This window comes from Pantoea alhagi, from assembly GCF_002101395.1.
GTDB classification, from domain to species: domain Bacteria; phylum Pseudomonadota; class Gammaproteobacteria; order Enterobacterales; family Enterobacteriaceae; genus Mixta; species Mixta alhagi.
Genome location: NZ_CP019706.1, coordinates 662,177 through 686,923, shown reverse-complemented (window position 1 = coordinate 686,923; position 24,747 = coordinate 662,177). Strand labels below are relative to the sequence as shown.

Sequence of the window (24,747 nt, the reverse complement as noted above, 5' to 3'; positions counted from 1 at the left end):
TTTTATAAAAGGGCCGCCTTTTGCAGGCAGCCCTTTAACTTTTCTCATCATACTGCGGGCTTATGCCTGCTCCAGCGCCAGCCGTAAATCCTCAATCAAATCGTCGCTGTTCTCAATGCCAATCGACAAGCGAATGGTCGCTTCGCCAATACCAATCCGCTGCCGTACTTCAGCAGGCACGCCGGAATGGGTGGTGCTGCCCGGATGGCTGGCAAGCGATTCGGTACCGCCGAGGCTTACCGCCAGCTTAAACAGCTGTAGCGCGTTAAGAAAACGGAAAGCGGCGGGCTGACCGCCACGAACATCAAAGGAAAAGGTTGAGCCTGCGCCACTGCTTTGCGCCTGAAACGTTTTACCCGCCGCAGAGCCGCTATCCAGAAAACTCAGATAGTGCAGCTTTTCCACCTTCGGATGATCGCGTAAGAAACGTGCTACCGCTTCGGCATTGCTGTTCGCTTTTTCCATGCGCAGCGACAGCGTTTCCAGCGAGCGGCCCAGCATCCAGCTGGAGTGCGGATCCAGCTGGGTGCCAATGGCGCTGCGCAAGGCGCGAACCTGATTCATCAGCGCTTTACTGCCCATCGCCGCGCCGGCAATCAGATCGGAGTGTCCGCCAACATATTTTGTCAGTGAATAGAGCGAAATATCCGCACCATGCTCCAGCGGGCGCTGAAACAGCGGGCCAAGCAGCGTATTGTCGCAGGCAATAATCGGGCGGCTTCCCTGCAGTTCGCCAGTCTTATCCGCCACGCGGCGAATCAGGGCGATATCCACCAGGCTGTTGGTGGGGTTGGTGGGCGTTTCAATTAAAATAACCGCCACGCGGCCAATTGCCGTTGCCCGGTCGGCTGCCTCCTGTACTTTTTCCTCATCCAGACCGTCGCTGAAGCCTACTGCCGCCACGCCAAGCTGATGGAAAGTTTTGCTCAGCAGGGTTTCAGTGCCGCCATACAGCGGCTGTGAATGCAGAATAACGTCGCCAGGCCGCACAAAAGCGAGCAGGGTAGTAGAAATAGCTGACATTCCCGAAGAGAACAGCACACTGCTTTCAGCCCGCTCATACACCGCCAGCCGATCCTCGACAATCTCGCTGTTAGGATGATTAAAGCGGGAATAGACCAGCCCGCCAGACAGGCCTGCAGGCGGCTCGCGTCGGCCTGAGACATAATCGAAAAAGTCGCGACCATCCTCAGCGCTTTTGAAAACAAAGGTAGAGGTTAAAAACACCGGCGGCTTAACCGCGCCTTCTGATAAGGCAGGATCGTAACCGTAGTTCAGCATTTGCGTTTCCGGCTGTAGCGGGCGGTTACCGATATGGGTTTTTTTAGTCTGGGCAGCGCACATACTCTCTCCTGGCGATGAAGCCGTCTGGCATCATAAATTGAGCTTACGCTATCACAGGCGTTCATTGGCTGATAAATGACTTAACGTTCTAACTTTAAAACCAAAAGCATAATTAAATAACGCTTTTTAGAAGTTTAGCAGTCTGTATGTCTGTTTCTCGCCGGGGCAAAGGTTGGCTGCGTTGGGGTATTTGGCGGACAAAATATGATAGACTTCGCTGCTTTCGACAGATGACAAAGCCTGAAGCTATGAAACACACCGTTGAAGTTATGATCTCCGAAGCGGATATTCGCAATCGTATCGCCGAACTGGGTCAACAAATTACCGGGCACTACCGTGACAGCGGAAGCGATATGGTGCTGGTAGGCCTGCTGCGCGGCTCCTTTATGTTTATGGCCGATCTGTGTCGTACTATTGAAGTGCCACATGAAGTCGATTTTATGACCGCATCCAGCTACGGCAGCGGCATGTCCAGCAGCCGTGATGTGAAAATCCTGAAAGATCTGGACGAAGACATCCGTGGAAAAGATGTGCTGATCGTGGAGGATATTATCGATTCGGGTAATACACTGAGCAAAGTGCGGGAAATTCTCAGCCTGCGCGAGCCGAAGTCACTGGCCATCTGTACCCTGCTGGATAAGCCTTCGCGCCGTGAAGTAGCGGTGAATGTCGAATATATCGGTTTCTCTATTCCTGACGAATTTGTGGTCGGCTACGGCATTGACTACGCGCAGCGCTATCGTCATCTGCCTTACATCGGCAAGGTGGTCATGCTGGAAGAGTAATACAGGCGATTGTGCTGCCAGAGACAGCACAATCGATTAAAGATAGCGGTTGCCGGAAAGGCTATTATGCTGCCCCTGATTAGCGATGGCTTTCAGGTTGATTCAGCAGGTTAGCAATACCTTGATGGTAACGCTGTTCAAGCAATTCGCGGTTGGTGGCGGTGACCTCCAGGTCGCGAAGGCAGCCATCATGGATGCCGTAAACCCAGCCGTGAATCGTGACTTTCTGCCCACGTTTCCATGCCGATTGCAGAATAGTTGAATGGCCCAGGTTATAAACCTGCTCCATAACGTTGATTTCACAAAGCTTATCAAAGCGTTTCTCTGGCGGCAGTTCGCCAAGGAACGAGCTATGCTTGTACCACAAATCGCGGATATGCAGCAGCCAGTTGTTGATCAGGCCCAATTCCGGGTTTTCTACCGCCGCCTGCACGCCGCCGCATCCGTAGTGTCCACAAATGATGATATGTTCCACCTCCAGTACCTCTACCGCATATTGCACCACGGAGAGGCAGTTGAGGTCGGTATGGATCACCAGGTTGGCTACGTTACGGTGAACAAACAGTTCACCTGGCTCAAGGCCGGTTAAGCGCTCGGCTGGAACGCGGCTGTCAGAACAGCCAATCCACAAAAAGCGTGGTTTTTGCGCCAGGGCAAGACGTTCAAAGAAGCCGGGATCTTCTTCAACCAGTAATTTGGACCATTCGCGGTTGTTGCTGATTAGTGTATCAATATCTTTCATGATGGTTATCGATCTGTAACAAGCAGAAATGCGTTTCCGTACTATAGGACAACATTTGGTAATTTTAAACGGTAAAAACGATTGTTAACAAAACAGGGTAAATAACGCTTCTATGACGTATGCACTGGAACTTGAAAAGCTCACCAAAACTTATCCCGGCGGCGTACAGGCGCTGAAAGGGATCGATTTGTCGGTTGAGGCGGGCGACTTTTATGCGTTGCTGGGGCCAAACGGCGCCGGTAAATCAACCACCATCGGCATCATCAGTTCACTGGTTAACAAAAGCGGCGGTCGGGTTCGTGTCTTCGGTTACGACCTGGAAAAAGATGTGGTCAACGCCAAGCGTCAGCTGGGGCTGGTGCCACAGGAGTTTAACTTCAATCCTTTTGAAACCGTTTTTCAGATTGTGGTTAACCAGGCGGGTTACTACGGCGTTGAACGACGCGAGGCGCAGCAGCGAGCAGAAAAATATTTGACCCAGCTCGACCTGTGGAACAAACGCAACGAGCGGGCGCGTATGCTTTCCGGCGGCATGAAGCGTCGCCTGATGATCGCGCGTGCGCTGATGCATCAGCCCAAGCTGCTGATCCTTGATGAGCCGACCGCTGGCGTCGATATTGAGCTGCGTCGTTCAATGTGGGTATTCCTGAAAGAGCTAAACGCGCAGGGCACCACCATTATCCTCACCACCCACTATCTGGAAGAAGCAGAAATGCTCTGCCGTAATATCGGCATCATTCAGAGCGGTGAACTGGTTGAGAACACCTCAATGAAAGGGCTGCTTTCGAAGCTGAAATCGGAAACCTTTATCCTCGATCTGGCGGCGAAAAGCGCCTTGCCGAAGCTGGAAGGCTTTCAGTACCGCCTGCTGGATACCTCAACGCTGGAAGTTGAGGTGATGCGCGAGCAGGGGTTAAACAGCGTTTTCAGCCAGCTTAGCGCGCAGGGCGTGCAGGTGCTTAGCATGCGTAACAAGGCGAATCGTCTGGAAGAGCTGTTTGTGAGTCTGGTGCAGGGGAAAACGGGAGGTCACGCATGATGCACTTATATTGGGTTGCGCTGAAAAGCATCTGGGCCAAAGAGATTAACCGTTTTGCCCGTATCTGGATCCAGACACTGGTGCCGCCGGTCATCACCATGACGCTCTATTTTATTATTTTCGGTAATCTGATCGGCTCGCGCATTGGCGATATGCACGGCTTTAGCTATATGCAGTTTATCGTGCCCGGCTTGATTATGATGGCGGTGATCACCAATGCCTACGCTAACGTGGCTTCCTCCTTCTTTAGCGCCAAGTTTCAGCGCAACATTGAAGAGTTGCTGGTGGCACCGGTGCCGACCCATATCGTGATCGCCGGTTACGTTGGCGGCGGCGTGGCGCGCGGTATCTGCGTGGGGATCCTGGTTACGGCGGTATCGCTCTTTTTTGTGCCGTTCCACGTGCACTCCTGGCTGATGGTGGCGGTTACGCTGCTGCTGACGGCGATTATGTTTTCTCTGGCGGGCCTGCTAAACGCGGTATTTGCCCGTACCTTTGACGACATTAGTCTGATCCCGACCTTTGTTCTGACGCCGCTGACTTATCTGGGCGGGGTGTTTTATTCGCTGACGCTGCTGCCGCCATTCTGGCAGGCGGTTTCGAAGCTGAACCCGGTGGTCTATATGATCAGCGGCTTCCGTTACGGCTTTTTGGGTATTAACGACGTTCCGCTGGTGTTTACGCTCTCGGTACTGATCGCCTTTATCGTGGTGTTTTATATTCTCGCCTGGACGCTGATACAGCGCGGGCGCGGCTTACGCACCTGATACCCGCTTGCTGAACGCGCTCCCCGGAGCGCGTTTTTTTTTGCCTGCGTTCTCCTCTGTGCAGCGTTTCTGCTGTTCTCACATAAAGGCTGCGATCGCTCTCACATCTTCAATTAGTACATCTGTACAATTTCATTGCCTGTGTCAGGCTGTCAGCTGCAAAAACAGAGAGGCATAAATGACAGAGAGAAGCTGGCGTCAGGATCCGCAGCGACGCGAACGCATCGCCGAAGCGGCTCTGGAGGTGATTGTAAAATATGGCGTTGCCGGGACAACCTATCGTAAGGTTGCGGCGGAAGCTGCCGTGCCGCTTAGCGCGGTGAGTTACTATTTCAGCAGTCTGAATGCGCTGCTTTTTGCCGCTTTTAACCAGCTTTCCCGGCATATCTCCGATCAATTCTCGGCGCTTATCACCCGTGCGCGAACGCAGCAGGAGGCGATAGACGCGGTAGTCACCATTATTTTTGGCGATGCCACTTCATCATCGCGCACTCTGTTACTGAGCTATGAACTGTACGCTTTCGCCAGCCGTCATCCGCAGCTAAAACCGGTGATGCTGGAATGGATGACGCGCAGCCGCAGCGCGCTGGAGCACCATTTTTCGCCGACGGCGGCGGTCGCCATTGATGCTTTTATTGAGGGCATGATGATCCATCGTTCAGTAATGCCGGTCGTACCTGAACAGGTGGCCAATGCCATCCGACAGCTGGCCAGCCTGTAGCTCAGGCTCTCTGGCTTTGTAATCCGGACTAATGGAGGGAATATGACAGAAGCAGAAAAAGCGCTGGCGGGGCTGCTTTACGATGCCAATTACGATCCGGCGCTCATCGCCGAACGTGGCGAGGTGAAGTACCGGCTGCAAATCTACAACACCACCGATCCACGTGATTTAGTGCAGCGGGAGAAACAACTTAAGGCGCTGCTGGGTAAAACCGGCGAGCAGATCCTGATTGAACAGCCTTTTTACTGCGACTACGGGCGCAATATCGCAGTCGGTGAAAACTTTTATGCCAACGTCAATCTGGTGATCCTTGACTGCGGGAAGGTCACTATCGGCGACAACGTTTTTATCGCGCCCTGCGTTGGCATTCATACCGCCGGTCATCCGCTGGACGTTGAGCAGCGTAATCGGGGGCTGGAGTATGCCCGCCCGGTTACTATCGGCAATAACGTCTGGATTGGCGCAGGCGTACAGATATTGCCAGGCGTCACGATTGGCGATAACAGCGTGATCGGCGCCGGTAGCGTGGTAACGAAAAGCGTGCCGGAAAATGTGGTGGCGGCGGGAAATCCGTGCCGGGTATTAAAAACAATTTAATCACTATGCTGAGGTTTGTTATGCCGCAGTTTCACTGGATTAATGAGCCAGCCATCTGGCGCAATGAAAACGATCAGCTAACCGTCGTCACCGACGGTCAAACCGATTTCTGGCGTGAGACCTGGTACGGTTTTACCCGCTTCAGCGGCCACTTTTGGGGCTGCGAGGTACAGGAGGATTTTACTTTTCAGGCGCGTATTCGTGCCGATTTCCATACGCTTTACGATCAGGCAGGTATTATGTTTATGGTTGATGAGCAGCACTGGTTAAAAGCGGGGATTGAATATAACGACGGCCAGGCGGCGATAGGCAGCGTGTTGACGCAGGGCGGCTCTGACTGGGCAACCGGCTCGTTCAACGGTGATGCGCGTGATTTCTGGATGCGCTTAACGCTGCGCGATGACTGTCTGCGGCTGCAATATTCTGCTGATGGCCTTATCTGGCCGCTGCTGCGGCTGTGCCGTATTGTTAAAACCCGGCGTTATCAGGTAGGCGTGATGTGCTGTACGCCGGAGCGTGCTGGATTAAACGTTAATTTCAGTGAAATAAGCCTGACGCCGCCAAACGGCAAAGCGTTACACGATTTAAGCTAAGGCCTTAAATCATATATTTTCTATAGTGATTTATTAAGCAGTATTTATACTCTCATGGTTAGTGTTAACTGAACATACAACCAGCCAGGCAAAGTAAATTTCTTTCCACCTGCAGTTCGTCAGGCGATTGAGGATTTGCTTTCTTCTATTCAACGTCCTCTGACGCTGTTACAGTAAAATTCGATTAGCTTTTTAAGCAGCCGTTATAAATGGGCTGCCCTGGCGAAAAGTAGAACGGATTAATCCGGAAAAGAGACGTTTATTAGCCGGGAATAAAAGAGCCAGCTAATGCTGGCTCTTTTTTATCAGGCAACCTGCACCGGCACCGCTTTCGCCAGGCGCTTCATCTGGTTATCACCTTCGAAATAAGCCACTTTGGGCTGCCACTGGCGCGCGTCTTCGTCCGGCATCTGTACATAAGAACAGATAATTAAAATATCGCCTTCGCAGGCGCAGCGGGCAGCCGCGCCGTTAACGGAAATAATTTTCGAACCACGTTCCGCAGCAATTGCGTAGGTAGAGAAACGCTGGCCGTTGGTTACGTTATAAATATCGATCGCCTCGTACTGAAGAATGCCAGAGGCGTCGAGAAAATCCTGGTCAATGGCGCAGGAACCTTCGTAATGCAAGTCAGCCTGAGTGACCTTCACCCGATGCAGCTTGCCTTGCAGCATGGTACGTACCATATCTCTGTTACCTTGTTCTGCAACAAATCAAAAGATGAGCGACAGTATTCATGGATTACCGACGCTTGTCTACTGGGTCAGATCAACCGTCTGATTGTCGATCAGTCGGGCTTTGCCCAGCCATGCGGCCATCAAAATAACGGCCCGCTTGCTTTCCACATTAAGTGGCAGCAGCGTTTCAGCATCACAAATCGCCAGGCCGTCCGGCGTTAATCCTTTATCACGCAGCTCCGCTTCAGCGCTTTCGATAATCTCTTCGACATGGCGCTCGCCGTTGGCCAGCTTACTCGCCATCGTTTTCATTACCTGGCTCAGCGCGGGTGCCAGTTTACGCTCCTCGGTGGTCAGATAGCCGTTGCGTGAACTGAGCGCCAGGCCATCTTTAGCACGTACCGTCGGCACACCGATAATATCAATGTCGTAGCCCATATCGGCCACCATCTTACGAATAAGCGCCAGCTGTTGATAATCTTTTTCGCCGAAGCAGGCCAGATCCGGCTGCACCAGATTAAACAGCTTACTCACGATAGTGGAAACACCACGGAAATGGCCGGGGCGGCTGGCACCTTCCAGCAGGCTGGAGAGGCCTGGCACCTCGACAAAGGTCTGGGTATCCAGCCCTTTGGGGTAAACATCGGCAGGAGCCGGAGCAAACACCAGATCAACCCGGGCCCGGTTCAGCTTTTCACAATCTTCCTGCAGCGTGCGTGGATAGCGTGCCAGATCTTCAGCGCGATCAAACTGCATTGGGTTAACAAAAATACTTACCACCACAATGTCGGCGCGCTCGCGGGCTTCATCCACCAGCGTCATATGGCCTTCATGCAGGTTGCCCATGGTCGGCACCAGCGCAATGCGTTTGCCTTCCTGACGCCAGCGCCTGATTTCACGGCGTAGCATCGGCAACGTTTCGATAATCAACACGGACTTTCTCCTGTTCACTGGAAACTGTGCTCAGCGGCGGGATAGCTTGCCTCTTCCACTTCCTGAATATACTGGCGCACGGCAGCGCGAATATCACCGGTTTCGGCAAGGAAATTTTTAGCAAATTTGGGAATATGACCGCCGGTAATACCAAAGGCGTCATGCATTACAAGGATCTGCCCGTCGGTGACGTTACCCGCCCCGATGCCGATCACCGGAATGGTTAGCGCCTCGGTGACGCGCTGCGCCAGCGCCACCGGAACGCATTCCAGCACCATCAGCTGGGCGCCTGCGGCCTCCAGCGCCTGCGCGTCGGCAAGCAACCGATCCGCAGCTTCGCTGTCGCGGCCCTGCACTTTATAACCGCCAAAGATATTAACCGACTGCGGCGTTAAGCCCAAATGACCACATACCGGTACGGCGCGATCCGTTAGCATACGCACGGTTTCCGTCAACCAGGCGCCGCCTTCCAGCTTCACCATATTGGCACCGGCGCGCATCAGCTGGCCCGCATTTTCGCAGGCCTGCTGCGGCGTGGCGTAACTCATAAACGGCAGATCGGCGAGCAGCAGGCAGTGCGGCGCGCCACGGCGTACCGCAGCCGTATGCCAGGCGATATCTTCAACGGTAACCGGCAGGGTAGACTCATACCCCATGACCGTCATCCCCAGCGAGTCGCCGACCAGCATCACCTTCATGCCTTCATCGGCAAAGAGTCGGGCAAAGCTGAAGTCATAGGCGGTAATGGAGGCGAATTTTTTGCCTGCCTCTTTTAACTGGCGCAGGTGCGAAATGGTGGTAGGTTTCATGACTTTCTCAACGTCAACTTACTGGTTGGCGAAGTGTAAATCATCGACGCGGTCAGAGGAATGGCTTATCGTCGCGGCGGCACGCCGGGTAAAACGGGCGTGCCTGTTACCAGGGCAGGATGGCGCTGCAGTCAAGCCCGGCGGCGACAGCAGCAAGCGGGCGGCCATCAGGCAGTTGGGCCTGCGGCGCGATTTCCAGCAGCGGCACCAGCATAAAAGCGCGATTATGCATATCATAATGCGGCACCGTCAGGCGCGGCGTATGCAGCACCCGATCGCCGAACAGCAAAATATCGAGATCCAGCGTGCGCGGACCCCAGCGTTCCGCTTTACGTTCCCGCCCTTGTTCCAGCTCAATGCGCTGCGTATGGTCGAGCAGCGTCTCCGGCGACAGCGCCGTATCAAGCGCCACGGCAGCGTTAAGATAGTCCGGCTGATCGGGCGGTCCGTAGGGCGGGGTGCGATAAAAAGAGGAGACCGCTACCCGCTGCGTTTGCGGAATGGCATCCAGCGCATCAAGTGCGTTACGCACCTGATGCAGCGGATCGGCCAGATTACTGCCTAAGGCGAGATAGACGCGGGTCATGCGTTGCTGCTGTTATCGCGGCGCGGGGCGGCAGGGCGCTTGCGAGGACGACGCTGACGGCGACGCGCGACCGGCTCATCGCCGAGGTTTTTCAGCATATGATTCTGCTGCGGCGGCGCGGCGGCCTGGAATTCACCCCACCAGTTCGCCAGACGCTGCAGTTCAGCGTTGTTTTCCACTTCAGCGCGCAGCGCCAGCAAATCGTAAGCGGCACGGAACTTAGGATGCTCCATCAGCTTAATCGCACGCTTGCCGTGGCGACGAGACATCCGCAGCTGTAGCTGCCAGATATCACGCACCAGCGTGGTAATGCGTTTCGGGATCGCCAGCGAGCGGCACGCTTCATCCAGCACATCATTCATTGCCAGCGCAAACGCATCATAATAGGCGAGGCCGCTTTCCTGCGCGATACGCTGCGCATTTTCCAGCTGCGGATACCAGAACATCGCGGCAAACAGGAAGGCGGGATTAACGCGCATCTGGTTATGAATACGGGTATCGGTATTTTTCAATACCTGTGCCAGCATCTGCTCCATCTGGCTGTCGCTGTGTTCGGTAAAGCCACGGCTCAGGATCGGGAACAGCGGCTGGAACAGCTGATATTCGCGCAGCAGCAGATAGGTTTTGTAACCGTAACCCGCCTGCAGCAGCTTCAGCGCTTCTTCAAACAAACGCGCCGGAGGAATATCGTTCAGCAGCGTGGCAAGACGCGGTATCGGCTCTGCGGTGGTTTCCGCGATGGTCATATCCAGCCTGGCGGCAAAGCGCACTACGCGCAGCATCCTGACCGGATCTTCACGATAGCGCGTCTCAGGATCGCCAATCAGGCGGATAATGCCCTGCTGTAAATCCTGCAGGCCGCCGACGTAATCACGCACGCTAAAGTCAGCCACGCTGTAGTAAAGGCTGTTGATGGTTAAGTCGCGACGCTGGGCGTCATCTTCAATGGTGCCGAAAATATTGTCGCGCAGCAGCATACCGTTTTGGCCGCGCTGTGCGTTGCTGTCTTCTTCAGCCTGATGATGACCGCGGAATGTAGCCACTTCGATCACTTCAGGGCCGAACATCACATGTGCAAGACGGAAGCGACGACCAACCAGACGGCAGTTGCGGAACAGCTTACGCATCTGCTCCGGCGTGGCGTTGGTGGTCACATCAAAATCTTTCGGCGCTTTACCCAGCAGCAGGTCACGGACACCACCGCCCACCAGATAGGCCTCATAGCCCGCTTTATTCAGGCGATAAAGGACTTTCAGGGCGTTTTCGCTAATGTCTTTGCGCGAGATGTTGTGACTTTCTCGAGGGATGACGGTCATCTGCAGTTCGTCTTCCTCAACCTCTGCCAGTGCCGTCTCTTCACGACTCAGAACTTTACGGCAAAAATTAGCTACTCGGGTAAAAATAGGACACCTCGATAATGACGATAATTCGGTGGTAAAATCAGCGGCTAATCATAGCCTGTTGCGAACCATTTGAGAATGGTGTTGTCGTTTCAATGGCAGCCAGCGCGTCATCGCGCGGCACTTTTGCCAAATCCCACTGTGCAACAGCCAGCGCTAACAGCTGCGTGGTTGTTATATCCTGCCAGTTTTCCGGCGTATCTTGTCCCAGAAAGCGCAGCGCCCTGACCAGTACCGGGCGGGGATCGCCGCTGGGCAGGGCAGGCGCATGGTTCTGCTTTGACAGCTTATTGCCATCATGATTAAGCACCAGCGGCAGATGCAGGTAAGCTGGCTCCTGCCAACCCAGCTGACGCCAGAGCGCAATCTGCCGTACCGTTGGTGAAATCAAATCAGCGCCGCGCACGATTTCCGTCACGCCCTGAAAATGGTCGTCCACCACTACCGCAAGGTTATAGGCAAACAGCCCGTCACGGCGATGAATAATAAAATCTTCTTCCGCCAGCGCGGCATCAACCTGCACTTCACCGCGCAGTAAATCATGAAACTGCCTGACCGGCTGCCGCTGGCGCAGCCGCAATGCCGCCTGCTGCGGGCCAAGATGCAGGTCACGGCAGTGGCCATCGTAAAAGCCGCCAATCTGCTGAATACGGCTACGGGTACAGGTGCAGTAATAACTTTGACGATGCTGACGCAGCCACTCCAGCGCATCGCGGTAGGCCTGGTGTCGCTGCGATTGCCATACCACTTCACCGTCCCAGTGCAGGCCGTAATGTTCCAGCTGATGCAGAATCGCGTTGGCGGCACCGGGCACTTCACGCGGCGGATCGATATCTTCGATGCGTACCAGCCAGCGGCCACCCTGAGCACGGGCGTGCAGATAGCTGCCAAGCGCGGCAATAAGCGAGCCGAAGTGAAGTTCACCAGAAGGGGAAGGAGCAAAACGTCCTGTACAGGGAGTAGACATAACCGCTTTCACGTAACAGCGGCGGCGCGGAACAGATATCCCGCGCCACCGCTTTTCACGTGCCGTTAGCCAGCCATTTGTTTTTCGCGGATTTCCGCCAGCGTTTTACAGTCGATGCAAAGATCGGCGGTCGGACGCGCTTCAAGGCGACGAATACCAATTTCAACGCCACAGGATTCACAGTAGCCGAAATCGTCGTCTTCCACCTTTTTCAGGGTCTTCTCGATCTTTTTGATCAGTTTACGCTCGCGATCGCGGTTGCGCAGTTCGAGGCTGAACTCTTCTTCCTGAGCGGCCCGGTCGACCGGATCAGGAAAGTTAGCTGCTTCATCCTGCATATGAGATACCGTACGATCGACTTCATCCCTGAGTTGATTACGCCATGCTTCAAGAATTTTTCTGAAGTGAGACAGCTGGGCTTCGTTCATATACTCTTCGCCCGGTTTCTCCTGGTACGGCTCCACCCCAGCGATGGCGAGAATACTCAGGGACGATGTTTTACGGTTTTGCCCTTCTTGCATGTTGTTTCTCCTGGATAACACGCACTATCGATCCCCAGAGGGGAAAAAAACAGGCCGCTATAAATAACAGAAGCAGTCAAGGTTGGCAATTATTCCTGAACATGTCTTGACAAGCCTGTGAGGAAAAGCGTATTTAGCGCAACGCTACTTTTTATCACAACAAATCGCACTAAATATTACAACGCCAGGTTTATCCGCTGATTCAGCCACATGCCCGCTGGTGATAACTGCGCCTTATAACAGAGGACTTCCACTCCACTCTGCTGTGCCTGTGCCAGTTGTTCTGCATAACGTGTGTCAATATGACGCGCGGGGGCTACGTCCTCAATCCCCGAGTGCAAAACAGTAAATAACATAACCGCGCGCTCGCCCCTTTGGGCAATGCTGGCCAGTTCACGCAGGTGCTTTTGGCCTCGCACGGTCACCGCATCCGGAAAATATCCTTTACCCTGTTGTAACAGTGTTACGGATTTCACTTCAATATAGCACTCCGGCTTATTGTGCGCCTGCAGCAGAAAATCGATTCGGCTGCGTTCTGCGCCATATTTGACTTCAGCCCGCAACTGCGGGTAACCAGACAATTCCGCAATTTGCTCTGTTGCCAGCGCTTCACGTACCAGCTGATTAGCGCGCAGCGTATTGACGCAGATAATATGGCCCGTTTGCGTTTGCGTTAGTTCCCAGCTGTGCGGATATTTACGCGTCAGGCTGGCGGAGGTGGAGTACCAAACGGTATCGCCGGGCGTTGCGCAGCCAGTCATGGCGCCGGTATTGGCGCAGTGTATCGTTAATGTCTCGCCTTCCGGCGTGACGACATCCGCAAGAAAGCGTTTATAGCGGCTTATCAGACGCGCCGGGCGCAATGCAGGTTCAAAATTCATACGGACTCCTGCAGCGGCCAACTTTGTAGCGCGCGATAGCGGGTTCGCCCCTGGGCGAAAACCGACTGGTATAAAGAAAAATGATCCACCGTAAACTGCCAGTGGAAATTACGCGACGGCAGGGCAACCGGGCGCGTCGCGTTGCGCAGCAGGGTGATATGCGGATGAAACGGCTGTGGGCTTTGATAACAGCCGCTGCGCGCCGCCTGAGCGCGCAGCATCTCCGCCAGCTGCAGCAGGCCGCGCGGCGCCTGACGACAGCCGAGCCAGACCACGCCGGGACGCGGCCAGTGCCCGGCATCATCCAGCTGTAGGGTAAAAGGCGGCTGCCGAATGCGACCAGCCAGCTGTTGCAGCCCCTGCGCTTTTTCATCGCTGATCTCGCCAAGGAATGCCAGCGTAATATGCAGGCTGGCGGCCACCACCGGTCGCCCTGCCTCCTCGGGGAACTGTTCGGCGCGCCAGCGAACCAGCTGCTGTTGCAACGGTTTGGGTAATCCGATGCCAAAAAAGAGACGACGTGCGCTCATAACACTCTCCGGTAAACAACACAGAGGAATGCTACAATGCGCACCATCATAAGACCAATGCTGGACGGAGTTTCGTTTGAGTGAATTACCGGTAAGCGCCGTGCTGCCAAAGGTGCTGGCGGCATTAAAACAGGCGCCGCAGGTGTTGCTGGCTGCGCCGACAGGCGCGGGTAAATCCACCTGGCTGCCGCTGCAGCTGTTACAGCAGGGCGACATTGCCGGACGCATTATTATGCTGGAGCCGCGTCGTCTGGCGGCGCGTAATGTCGCACAGCGTCTGGCGGAACAACTGGGTGAAGAGCCCGGCGCAACCGTGGGTTATCGCATGCGCGCCGACAGTCGCGTTGGGCCTGCTACCCGGCTGGAAGTGGTCACCGAAGGCATTCTGACGCGCATGCTGCAACAGGATCCGATGCTGGACGGCGTTGGGCTGATTATCCTTGATGAGTTTCATGAACGCAGTTTACAGGCCGATCTGGCTCTGGCGCTGCTGCTCGATGTTCAACAGGGGCTGCGCGACGATCTGCGCCTGTTGATTATGTCCGCTACGCTGGACAATGCGCGGTTAAGCGCACGTCTGCCTGATGCGCCGCTGATTGTTTCCGAAGGCCGCAGTTTTCCGGTAGAGCAGCGCTATGCCAGCCTGCCGACGCAACTGCCCTTTGATGAGGCTGTCGCGCGTGAGGTGGCCCAGCTGCTGCGCGAAGAAAGCGGTTCACTGCTGCTGTTTTTACCCGGCGTGGGAGAAATCGAGCGGGTGAAAAACCAGCTGGCGCAGCGCGTCAGCAGCGATATTGAACTGTGTCCGTTATATGGCGCGCTGCCGCTGGCGGCGCAGCGGCGGGCGATCCTGCCAGCGCCGCAGGGAAAACGTAAGGTGGTACTGGCGACTAATATCGCCGAAACCAGCTTAACCATTGACGGCATTCGTCTGGTGGTGGATAGCGCGCTGGAACGCACGGCGCGTTTCGATGCGCGCAGCGGCATTACGCGCCTGCAAACCCAGCGTATCAGTCAGGCTTCCATGACGCAGCGCGCCGGACGCGCCGGTCGTTTATCACCCGGCATCTGTTTACATCTGATCGCACGCGAGCAGGCGGAACGCGCCGCGGCGCAGAGCGAGCCGGAAATCTTACAAAGCGATTTAAGCGCATTGTGGCTCGATTTACTGCAGTGGGGATGCCATGACGCTGCCCAGCTGAACTGGATTGATGCGCCGCCCGCGTCGGCGCTGCTGGCGGCGCAAAAGCTGCTGAGGATGCTCGGCGCGCTTGGTGAAAACGGTCAGTTGACGGTACGGGGACGCGCAATGGCGAAGCTGGGCAGCGAACCACGGCTGGCGGCGTTATTAACCGCCGCCCGCGATCGGGATGCGCAGGCAACGGCCGCCCGGCTGGCCGCTATCCTTGAAGAACCGCCGCGTCAGGGTAGCCGTAATCTTCTTGATCATCTGTTTACGCCGCACGCGGGCTGGCAACAGCGCGCTCGTCAGTTACAAAAGCGATTGAATGGCGCGGGCGGACAGCCGGACGCGATGCTGGCACCAACGCTGCTGGCACAGGCGTTCCCCGATCGTCTGGCACGCCGACGGGGTGAAAGCGGTCGCTATCAGCTGGCGGGCGGCCCAGGCGCAATGCTCGATCATGAGGATGGCCTGACGCGGCATGAATGGTTGATCGCGCCGCAGCTTCTTCAGGGCGATACGCAGGCTGAAGCACGTATCCTGCTGGCGCTTCCGGTAGAGATCACGAAACTTCAGCGCGACTGCCCCGACCTGGTGCGTAGCGAAACCGATATCGAATGGGATGAAGCAAAAGGAACGCTGCGCGCCTGGCAGCGCGATAAAATTGGCGTGCTGGCGCTGAAATCGCAGCCGCTGGCGAAGCCGGATGCGGAGGTACTGCATCCGGCGATGCTGCGCTGGATCCGCGAAAAGGGGCTGGAAGTGCTTAACTGGACGCCGGAAGCAAGCCAGGTGCGGCTGCGGCTGCAATGCGCTGCGCAGTGGCTGCCGGAAGAGAAGTGGCCAGCGATGGATGATGAGTCGTTGCTCGCCACGCTGGAAAGCTGGCTGTTGCCGGAGATGAGCAACGTGCGTGATATGAAAGGCTTGCGTCAGGTGAGTCTGACGGGCGCATTATTACATTTGCTCACATGGTCACAACGCCAGCGGCTGGATAGTGCGTTACCAACTCATTACACTGTGCCGACCGGCAGTCGTCTGCCGATTCGCTATGATAGTGAAAAGCCGCCTGCGCTGGCGGTGCGTCTGCAGGAAATGTTTGGCGAGGCGCAAAATCCAACGATTGCGGAAGGGCGCGTGGCGCTGGTGCTGGAGCTGTTATCGCCCGCGCAGCGGCCATTGCAGATTACCCGCGATCTTGCTGCTTTCTGGCAGGGCGCATATCTGGAGGTGCAAAAAGAGATGAAAGGACGCTATCCCAAACATGCCTGGCCTGACGATCCGGCCAGCGCGTTGCCTACGCGTCGCACCAAAAAATATGCGGCGCCGCAGTAACCATCTTTCAGAGGGTTCTGCTTTTCGAAACGAAGTAGTAAGAACAGAGTAGCCGGCCATTACCTGGAGAAACGAAACAGATGTCTGGGAACGATCGCGAACCTATCGGGCGCAAAGGGAAACAGCCCAAACCGCCACGTCAATCGGGTGGACCGGGGCGCCGCAGGGAAGAGTATAACGACGAAGAGCATGATGATTACCAGGAGGAAAGACCGGTGCCACGTAAAGGAAAAGGGCGGCCGCCGCGCAGCAAAAAAAGAAAATGGCTGGGATGGCTGATTAAGCTATTTATCGTCTTTGTGGTAGTGATGGCTGCCTATGGCGTTTACCTTGATTCAGAAATTCGCAGCCGTATCGATGGCAAAGTCTGGCAGTTGCCGGCGGCGGTGTATGGTCGTATGGTCAGCCTTGAGCCAGGCATGGCCTACAACAAAAAAGAGATGATTGCGCTGCTGGAAGGCACACAGTACCGCCAGGTAACGCGCATGACGCGGCCCGGTGAGTTTACCGTGCAGGCGAACAGCATCGAAATGATCCGCCGTCCGTTTGATTTCCCCGACAGTAAAGAAGGGCAGATCCGCGCACGTCTGACGTTCAGCAACAGCACCCTGAGCGAAATCAAAAACCTTGATAGCGGACGTGACTTTGGTTTCTTCCGGCTCGACCCGCGCCTGATTACCATGCTGCAATCCCCTAACGGTGAGCAGCGCCTGTTTGTGCCGCGCGCCGGTTTCCCCGATCTGTTGGTTGATACGCTGATCGCAACCGAAGACCGTCATTTCTATGAGCACGACGGCATTAGCCTTTACTCAATTGGCCGTGCCTTCCTGGCGAATATTACCGCCGGGCGCGCGGTGCAGGGCGGCAGTACGCTGACGCAGCAACTGGTGAAAAACCTGTTCCTCACCAACAAGCGCTCCCTGTGGCGTAAAGCCAATGAAGCCTACATGGCGCTGATTATGGATGCGCGCTACAGCAAAGATCGCATCCTTGAACTCTATCTGAACGAGGTCTATCTGGGTCAGGCCGGTAACGATCAGATCCGGGGTTTTCCGCTGGCCAGTCTCTACTATTTTGGCCGTCCGGTGGATGAGCTGAGCCTCGATCAGCAGGCGCTGCTGGTTGGTATGGTTAAAGGCGCATCCTTGTATAACCCGTGGCGTAATCCGAAGCTGTCGCTGGAGCGCCGCAATCTGGTGCTGCGTTTGTTACAGCAGCAGAAGGTGATCGATCAGGAGCTGTATGACATGCTCAGCGCCCGACCGCTTGGCGTACAGCCAAAAGGCGGGGTTATTACACCACAGCCAGCCTTTATGCAGATGGTGCGCGGTGAGCTGCAGGCGAAACTGGGCGATAAGGTAAAAGATCTCTCCGGCGTGAAAATTTTCACCACGCTCGATCCGGTTTCACAGGATGCGGCGGAAAAAGCGGTGGAAGAGGGCATCCCGGAGCTGAAAAAACAGCGCGGCCTGAAAGACCTGGAAACCGCGATGGTGATTGTTGACCGCTTTAGCGGCGAAGTCCGGGCGATGGTCGGCGGGGCCGATCCGCAGTTTGCTGGCTATAACCGTGCCATGCAGGCGCGCCGTTCTATTGGCTCGCTGGCGAAACCGGCAACCTATCTCACCGCGCTGTCACAGCCGGATACTTATCGTCTGAATACCTGGATCGCCGATGAACCTATCGCGCTTAAACAACCCAACGGTCAGGTATGGAAGCCGCAGAATGATAATCGTCGCTTCAGCGGTAAGGTGATGCTGGTAGACGCGCTGACCAATTCCATGAACGTTCCTACGGTCAATCTGGGAATGACGCTGGGGCTGGACAGTGTAATGAATACCTGGATCAAACTGGGGCTGCCAAAAGATCAGCTGCATCCGGTACCGGCAATGCTATTGGGTGCGCTTAACCTGACGCCGATTGAAGTCGCGCAGGCGTTTCAGTCGATCGCCAGCGGCGGTAACCGTGCGTCGCTCTCTGCCGTGCGCTCAGTGATTGCCGAAGATGGCAGCGTGCTGTATCAGAGCTTCCCACAGGCGGAGCGTGTAGAACCGGCGCAGGCGGCTTATCTGACGCTTTATGCCATGCAACAGGTGGCGGCTCGAGGGACTGCGCATACGCTGGGCGCACGCTATCCTGACGCGCATCTGGCTGCGAAAACCGGTACCACTAACAATCAGGTCGACAGCTGGTTTGCTGGCGTGGATGGTAAAGAAGTGGCGATTACCTGGGTAGGACGCGACAATAACCAGCCGACAAAGCTCTATGGTTCGTCTGGCGCGATGCAGCTCTATCGCCGCTATCTGGATAATCAGGCACCGATGCCACTGGTGCTGACGCCGCCGGAGGATATTGCTTCGATGGCCGTAGATTCTGCCGGCAATTTTGTCTGTGATACCGGCAGCAGCGGCTGGCGTACGCTTCCGGTATGGACCACGGATGCCACCGCGCTCTGTCAACAGCAATGGCAGCAGCAACAGTTGCAGCAGCAGCAACAGCAACAACAGATGCAGCAGCAGCAGCAACAGCAACAGCAACAGCAGCAACCGCAACAGCAGGATAGCGATGGTGTTGCCGGCTGGATAAAAGACATGTTTGGCAGTAATTAATCCACGTTATTGGGCCATAAATAAAACGGGCGCATCCGAAAGGAGCGCCCGTTTTTTTGGCGTTGTCTGCTCTGACGGGGTTGATGAGTTAAAACGGCCTGTATTAAACAGGTTATTAGGCTTTATTTAAAGCATTAAACGCATCTAAGAAATTTTCTGTTAGCTTTTAACAAAGAGCACGCTTGTTTTTTATTGCTTTGTGAGAAATTGCTGTGTTATTTTTTTTTCAGGCAATAACGCTTTCGCTGAAGAGTGATAATTGGTGAATGGTTTGCTATTTATTGCTTCTTTTTATTCTGTTAAGAAATATCAGATTTTTCCAGGGATGTTGAATCTGTCTAATTATGGTTTGCGTTTTTAGCCATCAGAATCGAAAGATATAGGCATCTTTCTTAATGAAAAGGAATTTATTGTGGGCAATTTATTAAAGAATATTAATTTATCTGCTAAATTAGCGATACTGGGCCTGTTCGCTCTGGTGCTTTTTGTTTTACCTACCGCGTTATTACTTAAGCAAGGCAATGAAAGAATTGATGTGAAGCAGCAGGAGATTAGGGGTATTCTGACCGAAAAAGAACTCTTAACCTTGCTCGGTATTTATCAGCGGCACTGGGATGAAAGCTATCTTATCATTGCTAAGAGTAAAGGCACTTCGCCTGCCTATGCAGCTACGATAAGCGAGGCAGAAAAGCTACAAACCTCTCAGCTTAAAACCCTGACCACGATGCAGGCCAAATTTGCGATGAAAAAAATGCAAACCACCATAGATATATGGGCAGAGCTGCAGCGCAAGTTAAGCGATCCTGCATTTACGCTGACTGAAAACAATATAATGCATGAAAAACTGATCTCCTCGCTGTTGGATGTGATGGTGGACGTTCTTGATTTTTCACAACTGTCGCTGGACGCAGATTTGGACAGCTATCAGTTGATGCTGAGCACTTTTAACCGCATCCCGGAGATGATAGCTGGCCTGGCTCAGGTGCGGGGCAGCGGGGCCGAGTTTTTAGCGACCAATAATGTGAAAAAAGAGGCGGACTATGTCCGGGTTATCTATCAGATAGAACAGGCAAAGAGATCGCTGGATATATTCCATAAATACTTTGTGAAGGCATTTTCCCTGAACAATGAAATAAAGATAAAACTGTCTCAGCCGGTTGAACAACTATGGAAAGCGTCGGCGGAGGCGTTACAGGTTGCAGATAATATCTTTACTCATCGGCAAACGATTAAATTGAGTGAAAGCGATTATACCCTGCGTTTTAATACGGTTTTAAATAAATATGAACACCTTGGTCATACCGCTGCAGACACGCTTACGCAGTTGCTTACTCATCAGAGCGACAATAAGCGTCTTTCACAGGTATGGTTACTGGGATCGCTGATTGTATTAGCTTTAATGATGGTTGTTTTTACCATATTTATTGTAAAAACAGTGACCCGACCGCTTAATGAAGCGACCATGATTGCCCAAAAGGTGGCCAGCGGAGATTTGACCCATAATATTCAGGTGGACGGCAATAACGAAACAGCCTCCCTGTTGCGTTCACTCAGTGAAATGAACCATCGTTTGTCGAGTCTGGTTTTTTCTATTCAGGAAAGCTCGGATGTTATCGCCAGCTCTTCTGAGGAGATTGCCAGCGGCAACCAGAATCTTTCCGAGCGGACAGAAAGTCAGGCGGCATCGCTTGCTGAAACGGCGGCCAGCATGGAACAGCTGACCTCCATTATCGGTCAGAACGCGGATAACACGCGTCACGCAGCCGAAATGGCGCAGGAGGCGACAGAAGCCGCATTAAGCGGCGGGGAAGCGATGGAGTCTGTTAAAGCCTCTATGGAGCAGATCAACAACAGCGCCGGGCAAATTCAGGAGATCATTGGCGTGATTGATGGCATCTCTTTTCAAACCAACATTCTGGCGTTGAATGCGGCGGTTGAGGCGGCACGCGCGGGCGAGCATGGTAAAGGTTTTGCCGTGGTGGCCGCTGAGGTGCGTGCGCTGGCGCAGCGCTCGGCAACCGCCGCACGTGAGATTAAACAGCTGATTGAGCAGTCGGTGGTGCATTCTATGCAGGGCATTAATATGGTGCAGGATGCCCGGAAGAAAGTGAACCAAAGCGTTACCTCGATCGAACAGACTGCGCGGCTGGTTAAAGATATTTCGTCCTCTTCTGAAGAGCAAAGCGCCGGGATTTCGCAGATCAGCATCGCTGTTAATCAAATGGACAGCTCGACCCAACAGAATGCCGCGCTGGTAGAACAGTCGGCAGCGGCCTCCGGATCGCTGGCTGAACGGGCAAGGACGTTACGTGAGGTGATTTCAGTGTTTCGCACCAGTAAAGCGCAATAGAGCTGAAGCGGGGCGATACCACAGTAACATTGACCGCTTTCCCGCCGTGAGTGAGAAAACAGACGGCGGGGCAAAACCACAAAACGAAAAGGATTGTACGGGCGCACCGGGATGCGCCCGTTTTTTGATCTGACTCATAGCACCTCGATCACCGCTTTAAAGCTGGCCTGTAGGGCACGTATATCCCCGCATTAGCGCTTGCAGATCTGAGTTTGTTTCGCATATTATCCAACCACAACAATAAGCATACGAATAATTATCGTTTGCGTTTCGTTTTTCATCGCCTGACCTATTTCCACTCAGAGAAAACATAATGGCAAATGCGCGTAGTAAAATCTTTACTGCTTCCGCTACGGCGGGCTTGTTGAAACGTCCGCTGGCGGTGTTGGTGGCTCTAACTCTGGCGGGAGGAGGCTCTGCCTTTGCCGCAGAGGAGACGCTGGTGGTTGATGCCACAGCTGACGCGCCGCAGGAAAGCGCATGGGGACCGGCTGCAACTATCGCCGCTAAGCACAGCGCGACCGGTACCAAAACCGATACGCCAATCGAAAAGAACCCGCAGTCAGTATCGGTGGTAACACAACAAGAGATGGAAGCGCACGGCATCACGTCAGTTAAAAGTGCTTTTAATTATGCACCTGGCGTTCTGACCAATAACCGTGGCAGCTCTGAGGTTATCGACGCGTTGTCAATTCGTGGGTTTAGTGAAACCAATACCAACCAGTATTTGGATGGGCTGAAGCTGCAAGGTGATAATTACTCCGAGTTTGCTATAGATCCTTATTTCCTTGAACGGGCTGAGTTATTACGCGGCCCGGCTTCCGTACTTTATGGTAAGAGCAACCCGGGCGGCGTCGTTGCTTTGGTCAGTAAGCGACCAACTACGACACAGCTACGCGAAGTACAGTTCAGAATGGGAAGTAATAACCTCTTTGCGACTGGTTTCGACTTTTCTGATGCACTCGATGATAACGGAGTATACAGCTATCGTCTGACCGGACTGGCGCGCAGCCAGGATGCGCAGCAAGAGATGAATAAAGAGAAACGATACACTATCGCGCCTTCTTTTAGCTGGCGACCAGACGATAATACTCGCTTCGATTTACTAACGCTTTTCCAGAATGAGCCGGAGACCGGCTATTACGGCTGGCTGCCGCGTCAGGGAACAGTGGTGCCGATTATTGATGCAAATGGCAACGAACATAAGCTACCAACCAATTTTGATGAAGGCGAAAAAAACAATAAGATTTCGCGTAACACTAAAATGGTTGGTTATAACTTTGAGCACCATTTTAACGATACCTGGACCGTGCGTCAGAACCTGCGTTATGCCGATTTGCATACTGATTACCGCAGCATTTACGGCAGTAGTTTTAATGTTGCTACCAATGAGATCAACCGGGGAGCGGCTTTCTCCAAAGAGCATTTGACCAGCTTTACGGTTGATAACCAGGCCGAAGCGAAATTCGCCACTGGCGAAGCCAGTCATATCATATTAGCTGGCGTAGATTATCAGCGTACCCGTAATGATATTGATGCACAGTTTGGTACGGCAAGCCCCATTAGCGCAATCAATCCTCAGTATGGCAACGCCAGCTGGACGCCTTACGATTCCCCCTATAACTATTTGAACCGCCAGGAGCAAACAGGTTTGTATGCTCAGGATCAGATGGAGTGGAACCGATGGGTGCTCACCCTTGGCGGTCGCTATGATTTTGCTAAAACCTCAGCTAATAACCGTTTTGCAGATACAACAGTAGAAAAACATGACCAGGCTTTTACCTGGCGCGGAGGCCTGAATTACCTCTTTGATAATGGTGTGGCCCCCTATTTCAGTTACAGTGAGTCGTTTCTGCCAACGTCCGGCACCACTGCAGAAGGCCAACCGTTTGATGCTTCACGCGCGAAGCAGTATGAGGCGGGCGTAAAATATGTACCGAAAGATCGACCGCTGGTAGTAACGGCTGCTGTTTATCAATTAACGAAGAGCAAAAACCTGACCGCCGATCCACAAAACGTTGGCTGGAGCGTTCAGGGGGGGGAAATCCGTTCGCGTGGTCTGGAGTTAGAAGCGAAAGCGGCTCTTAATGCCAACGTCAATATGACCGCCTCCTATACCTATATTGATGCAGAATATACGCACGATAATCAGCTGCAGGGACGCACGCCGGTGCAGGTGCCGCGACAGATGGCTTCCCTTTGGGGTGACTACACCTTTAACGAAACGGCGCTGTCTGGTTTAACGCTGGGGGCCGGTGTACGTTATGTTGGCGCAAGTAAGGGACTTTACAGCGTGGGTGATAATGCCAATGAAAATTTTGATGTAGCAGGTTATACCACGGTGGATACGGCCATAAAATACGATCTGGCCCGATTTGGCTTGCCAGGATCCAGCGTTGGGGTAAATGTGAATAATCTGTTTGACAGAGAATACGTTGCCAGCTGTTATCGCGAGTATGCCTGCTACTGGGGCGCTGAACGCCAGGTGGTTGCTACCGCAACATTCCGTTTCTAAATCCATCCATCCGGGCGCGACTTTGGTCGCGCCCGCCACCGTTGAAGATAACCATGTCACATCAGCTGTCACAGGAAACCACCTTCACGCTCGATCAAGTCAGCTTTCGCGTACCCGGACGCACGCTGCTGCATCCTCTCTCGCTTACCTTTCCCAGCGGTAAAGTTACCGGGCTTATCGGTCATAACGGCTCCGGCAAATCGACCCTGCTAAAAATGTTAGGCCGACATCAGCCTGCCAGCGAAGGGCGTGTGCTGTTAAATGGCAAACCGCTGGACCAGTGGAACAGCAAGGCCTTTGCCCGGCAGATTGCCTATTTGCCTCAGCATCTGCCGCCAGCGGAGGGAATGACGGTGCGGGAGCTGGTAGCGGTAGGCCGCTATCCGTGGCACGGCGCGCTGGGGCGCTACGGTGAAGAGGATCGTCAGCGCGTGGAGGAAGCGATTACGCTGGTTGGGTTGAAGCCGCTTGCCCGGCGTCTGGTGGATAGCCTCTCCGGCGGCGAACGGCAACGTGCCTGGCTGGCGATGCTGGTGGCGCAGAACAGCCGCTGCCTGCTGCTGGATGAGCCTACGTCGGCGCTGGACATTGCGCACCAGGTGGAGGTGCTGGCGCTGATCCAGCGTCTTAGCCAGCAGCGCGGGCTGACGGTCATTGCCGTTCTGCACGATATCAATATGGCGGCACGCTACTGCGATTCGCTGGTCGCGCTACGCGCCGGCGAGATGATCGCTCAGGGCGCGCCGGCGGATATCATGCACAGCGAAGTGCTGGAACGTATCTATAACATTCCAATGGGCATTCTGCCGCACCCGCAGGGTGGCGCGCCGGTCAGCTTTGTTTACTGATACAAGGATGTGGTT

General features: G+C 54.2%; 22 protein-coding genes. 11 read left to right on the top strand and 11 right to left on the bottom strand.

What is annotated here, in order from left to right; translation table 11 throughout:
* Window positions 1–60 precede the first annotated feature (60 nt).
* A complete protein-coding gene (locus B1H58_RS03235; RefSeq protein WP_085067956.1) occupies window positions 61–1,344 on the bottom strand; it encodes a cystathionine gamma-synthase family protein in 1,284 nt (427 codons plus the stop codon).
* Between the two features lie 248 nt (window positions 1,345–1,592).
* Here B1H58_RS03235 and hpt point away from each other — a divergent pair, with 248 nt between their 5' ends.
* Complete coding sequence (gene hpt, locus B1H58_RS03230) at window positions 1,593–2,129, top strand: hypoxanthine phosphoribosyltransferase (RefSeq protein ID WP_085067955.1); 537 nt, start codon at window positions 1,593–1,595, stop codon at window positions 2,127–2,129.
* A 79-nt stretch (window positions 2,130–2,208) separates the two neighbouring features.
* Here the strand turns inward: hpt and can are convergent, their stop codons facing one another.
* Window positions 2,209–2,871, bottom strand: a complete 663-nt coding sequence (gene can, locus B1H58_RS03225; RefSeq protein WP_208615334.1) for a carbonate dehydratase — start codon at window positions 2,869–2,871, stop codon at window positions 2,209–2,211.
* Window positions 2,872–2,983: 112 nt separating this feature from the next.
* Here can and B1H58_RS03220 point away from each other — a divergent pair, with 112 nt between their 5' ends.
* From B1H58_RS03220 to B1H58_RS03200, 5 genes are all read left to right on the top strand, one after another.
* Window positions 2,984–3,910: an ABC transporter ATP-binding protein gene (locus B1H58_RS03220; RefSeq protein WP_085067953.1), complete on the top strand. Its 927-nt coding sequence runs from the start codon at window positions 2,984–2,986 to the stop codon at window positions 3,908–3,910.
* Window positions 3,907–4,677, top strand: a complete 771-nt coding sequence (locus tag B1H58_RS03215) for an ABC transporter permease (RefSeq protein WP_085067952.1) — start codon at window positions 3,907–3,909, stop codon at window positions 4,675–4,677. The genes B1H58_RS03220 and B1H58_RS03215 overlap by 4 nt, the downstream gene beginning before the upstream one ends.
* A 178-nt stretch (window positions 4,678–4,855) precedes the next feature.
* Window positions 4,856–5,398, top strand: coding sequence for a TetR/AcrR family transcriptional regulator (locus tag B1H58_RS03210; protein WP_085067951.1), 543 nt, complete (start codon window positions 4,856–4,858; stop codon window positions 5,396–5,398).
* A 42-nt stretch (window positions 5,399–5,440) separates the two neighbouring features.
* Entirely contained in the window at window positions 5,441–5,995 is a 555-nt protein-coding gene (locus B1H58_RS03205; RefSeq protein ID WP_085067950.1) for a sugar O-acetyltransferase, read from the top strand.
* 5 nt (window positions 5,996–6,000) lie between these two features.
* Entirely contained in the window at window positions 6,001–6,588 is a 588-nt protein-coding gene (locus B1H58_RS03200; RefSeq protein ID WP_418304136.1) for a DUF1349 domain-containing protein, read from the top strand.
* A gap of 305 nt (window positions 6,589–6,893) precedes the next feature.
* Here the strand turns inward: B1H58_RS03200 and panD are convergent, their stop codons facing one another.
* From panD to thpR, 9 genes are all read right to left on the bottom strand, one after another.
* The gene (gene panD, locus B1H58_RS03195; protein WP_085067948.1) at window positions 6,894–7,274 is read right to left on the bottom strand and encodes an aspartate 1-decarboxylase; all 381 of its coding nucleotides are present in this window, start codon (window positions 7,272–7,274) and stop codon (window positions 6,894–6,896) included.
* Between the two features lie 69 nt (window positions 7,275–7,343).
* On the bottom strand, window positions 7,344–8,198 hold the full coding sequence (panC, locus tag B1H58_RS03190) for a pantoate--beta-alanine ligase (RefSeq protein ID WP_085067947.1): 855 nt from the start codon (window positions 8,196–8,198) through the stop codon (window positions 7,344–7,346).
* Window positions 8,199–8,212: 14 nt separating this feature from the next.
* Complete coding sequence (panB, locus tag B1H58_RS03185) at window positions 8,213–9,007, bottom strand: 3-methyl-2-oxobutanoate hydroxymethyltransferase (RefSeq protein ID WP_085067946.1); 795 nt, start codon at window positions 9,005–9,007, stop codon at window positions 8,213–8,215.
* Window positions 9,008–9,113: 106 nt separating this feature from the next.
* On the bottom strand, window positions 9,114–9,593 hold the full coding sequence (folK, locus tag B1H58_RS03180; protein ID WP_085067945.1) for a 2-amino-4-hydroxy-6-hydroxymethyldihydropteridine diphosphokinase: 480 nt from the start codon (window positions 9,591–9,593) through the stop codon (window positions 9,114–9,116).
* Entirely contained in the window at window positions 9,590–10,996 is a 1,407-nt protein-coding gene (gene pcnB / locus B1H58_RS03175) for a polynucleotide adenylyltransferase PcnB (RefSeq protein WP_085067944.1), read from the bottom strand. The genes folK and pcnB overlap by 4 nt, the downstream gene beginning before the upstream one ends.
* 37 nt (window positions 10,997–11,033) lie before the next feature.
* A complete protein-coding gene (gene gluQRS / locus B1H58_RS03170; RefSeq protein WP_085067943.1) occupies window positions 11,034–11,960 on the bottom strand; it encodes a tRNA glutamyl-Q(34) synthetase GluQRS in 927 nt (308 codons plus the stop codon).
* Window positions 11,961–12,025: 65 nt separating this feature from the next.
* Window positions 12,026–12,481, bottom strand: a complete 456-nt coding sequence (gene dksA / locus B1H58_RS03165; protein WP_013507920.1) for an RNA polymerase-binding protein DksA — start codon at window positions 12,479–12,481, stop codon at window positions 12,026–12,028.
* A gap of 176 nt (window positions 12,482–12,657) precedes the next feature.
* Entirely contained in the window at window positions 12,658–13,362 is a 705-nt protein-coding gene (gene sfsA / locus B1H58_RS03160) for a DNA/RNA nuclease SfsA (RefSeq protein ID WP_085067942.1), read from the bottom strand.
* On the bottom strand, window positions 13,359–13,892 hold the full coding sequence (thpR, locus tag B1H58_RS03155; protein WP_085067941.1) for an RNA 2',3'-cyclic phosphodiesterase: 534 nt from the start codon (window positions 13,890–13,892) through the stop codon (window positions 13,359–13,361). Before thpR ends, sfsA begins: the two co-directional genes overlap by 4 nt.
* Before the next feature lie 76 nt (window positions 13,893–13,968).
* On the opposite strand from thpR, the gene hrpB reads away from it, so the two are divergent.
* The 5 genes from hrpB (at window position 13,969) to fhuC (ending at window position 24,732) form a co-directional block, all read left to right on the top strand.
* The gene (gene hrpB / locus B1H58_RS03150) at window positions 13,969–16,410 is read left to right on the top strand and encodes an ATP-dependent helicase HrpB (RefSeq protein ID WP_085067940.1); all 2,442 of its coding nucleotides are present in this window, start codon (window positions 13,969–13,971) and stop codon (window positions 16,408–16,410) included.
* Between the two features lie 80 nt (window positions 16,411–16,490).
* Window positions 16,491–19,019, top strand: coding sequence for a bifunctional glycosyl transferase/transpeptidase (gene mrcB / locus B1H58_RS03145; RefSeq protein WP_085067939.1), 2,529 nt, complete (start codon window positions 16,491–16,493; stop codon window positions 19,017–19,019).
* Window positions 19,020–19,431: 412 nt separating this feature from the next.
* On the top strand, window positions 19,432–21,369 hold the full coding sequence (locus B1H58_RS03140) for a methyl-accepting chemotaxis protein (RefSeq protein WP_085067938.1): 1,938 nt from the start codon (window positions 19,432–19,434) through the stop codon (window positions 21,367–21,369).
* A gap of 313 nt (window positions 21,370–21,682) precedes the next feature.
* A complete protein-coding gene (fhuA, locus tag B1H58_RS03135; RefSeq protein WP_085067937.1) occupies window positions 21,683–23,884 on the top strand; it encodes a ferrichrome porin FhuA in 2,202 nt (733 codons plus the stop codon).
* A gap of 53 nt (window positions 23,885–23,937) precedes the next feature.
* Window positions 23,938–24,732 carry a Fe3+-hydroxamate ABC transporter ATP-binding protein FhuC gene (gene fhuC / locus B1H58_RS03130; protein WP_085067936.1) on the top strand — a complete coding sequence of 265 codons (795 nt, stop codon included), beginning with the start codon at window positions 23,938–23,940 and terminating at the stop codon, window positions 24,730–24,732.
* Window positions 24,733–24,747 lie beyond the last annotated feature (15 nt).

Coding starts and splice junctions, on each gene's coding strand:
- B1H58_RS03235 (WP_085067956.1), bottom strand. CDS start 1,344: ATGTGCGCTGCCCAGACTAAAAAAACCCATATCGGTAACCGCCCGCTA.
- hpt (WP_085067955.1), top strand. CDS start 1,593: ATGAAACACACCGTTGAAGTTATGATCTCCGAAGCGGATATTCGCAAT.
- can (WP_208615334.1), bottom strand. CDS start 2,871: ATGAAAGATATTGATACACTAATCAGCAACAACCGCGAATGGTCCAAA.
- B1H58_RS03220 (WP_085067953.1), top strand. CDS start 2,984: ATGACGTATGCACTGGAACTTGAAAAGCTCACCAAAACTTATCCCGGC.
- B1H58_RS03215 (WP_085067952.1), top strand. CDS start 3,907: ATGATGCACTTATATTGGGTTGCGCTGAAAAGCATCTGGGCCAAAGAG.
- B1H58_RS03210 (WP_085067951.1), top strand. CDS start 4,856: ATGACAGAGAGAAGCTGGCGTCAGGATCCGCAGCGACGCGAACGCATC.
- B1H58_RS03205 (WP_085067950.1), top strand. CDS start 5,441: ATGACAGAAGCAGAAAAAGCGCTGGCGGGGCTGCTTTACGATGCCAAT.
- B1H58_RS03200 (WP_418304136.1), top strand. CDS start 6,001: ATGCTGAGGTTTGTTATGCCGCAGTTTCACTGGATTAATGAGCCAGCC.
- panD (WP_085067948.1), bottom strand. CDS start 7,274: ATGGTACGTACCATGCTGCAAGGCAAGCTGCATCGGGTGAAGGTCACT.
- panB (WP_085067946.1), bottom strand. CDS start 9,007: ATGAAACCTACCACCATTTCGCACCTGCGCCAGTTAAAAGAGGCAGGC.
- folK (WP_085067945.1), bottom strand. CDS start 9,593: ATGACCCGCGTCTATCTCGCCTTAGGCAGTAATCTGGCCGATCCGCTG.
- gluQRS (WP_085067943.1), bottom strand. CDS start 11,960: ATGTCTACTCCCTGTACAGGACGTTTTGCTCCTTCCCCTTCTGGTGAA.
- dksA (WP_013507920.1), bottom strand. CDS start 12,481: ATGCAAGAAGGGCAAAACCGTAAAACATCGTCCCTGAGTATTCTCGCC.
- sfsA (WP_085067942.1), bottom strand. CDS start 13,362: ATGAATTTTGAACCTGCATTGCGCCCGGCGCGTCTGATAAGCCGCTAT.
- thpR (WP_085067941.1), bottom strand. CDS start 13,892: ATGAGCGCACGTCGTCTCTTTTTTGGCATCGGATTACCCAAACCGTTG.
- mrcB (WP_085067939.1), top strand. CDS start 16,491: ATGTCTGGGAACGATCGCGAACCTATCGGGCGCAAAGGGAAACAGCCC.
- fhuA (WP_085067937.1), top strand. CDS start 21,683: ATGGCAAATGCGCGTAGTAAAATCTTTACTGCTTCCGCTACGGCGGGC.
- fhuC (WP_085067936.1), top strand. CDS start 23,938: ATGTCACATCAGCTGTCACAGGAAACCACCTTCACGCTCGATCAAGTC.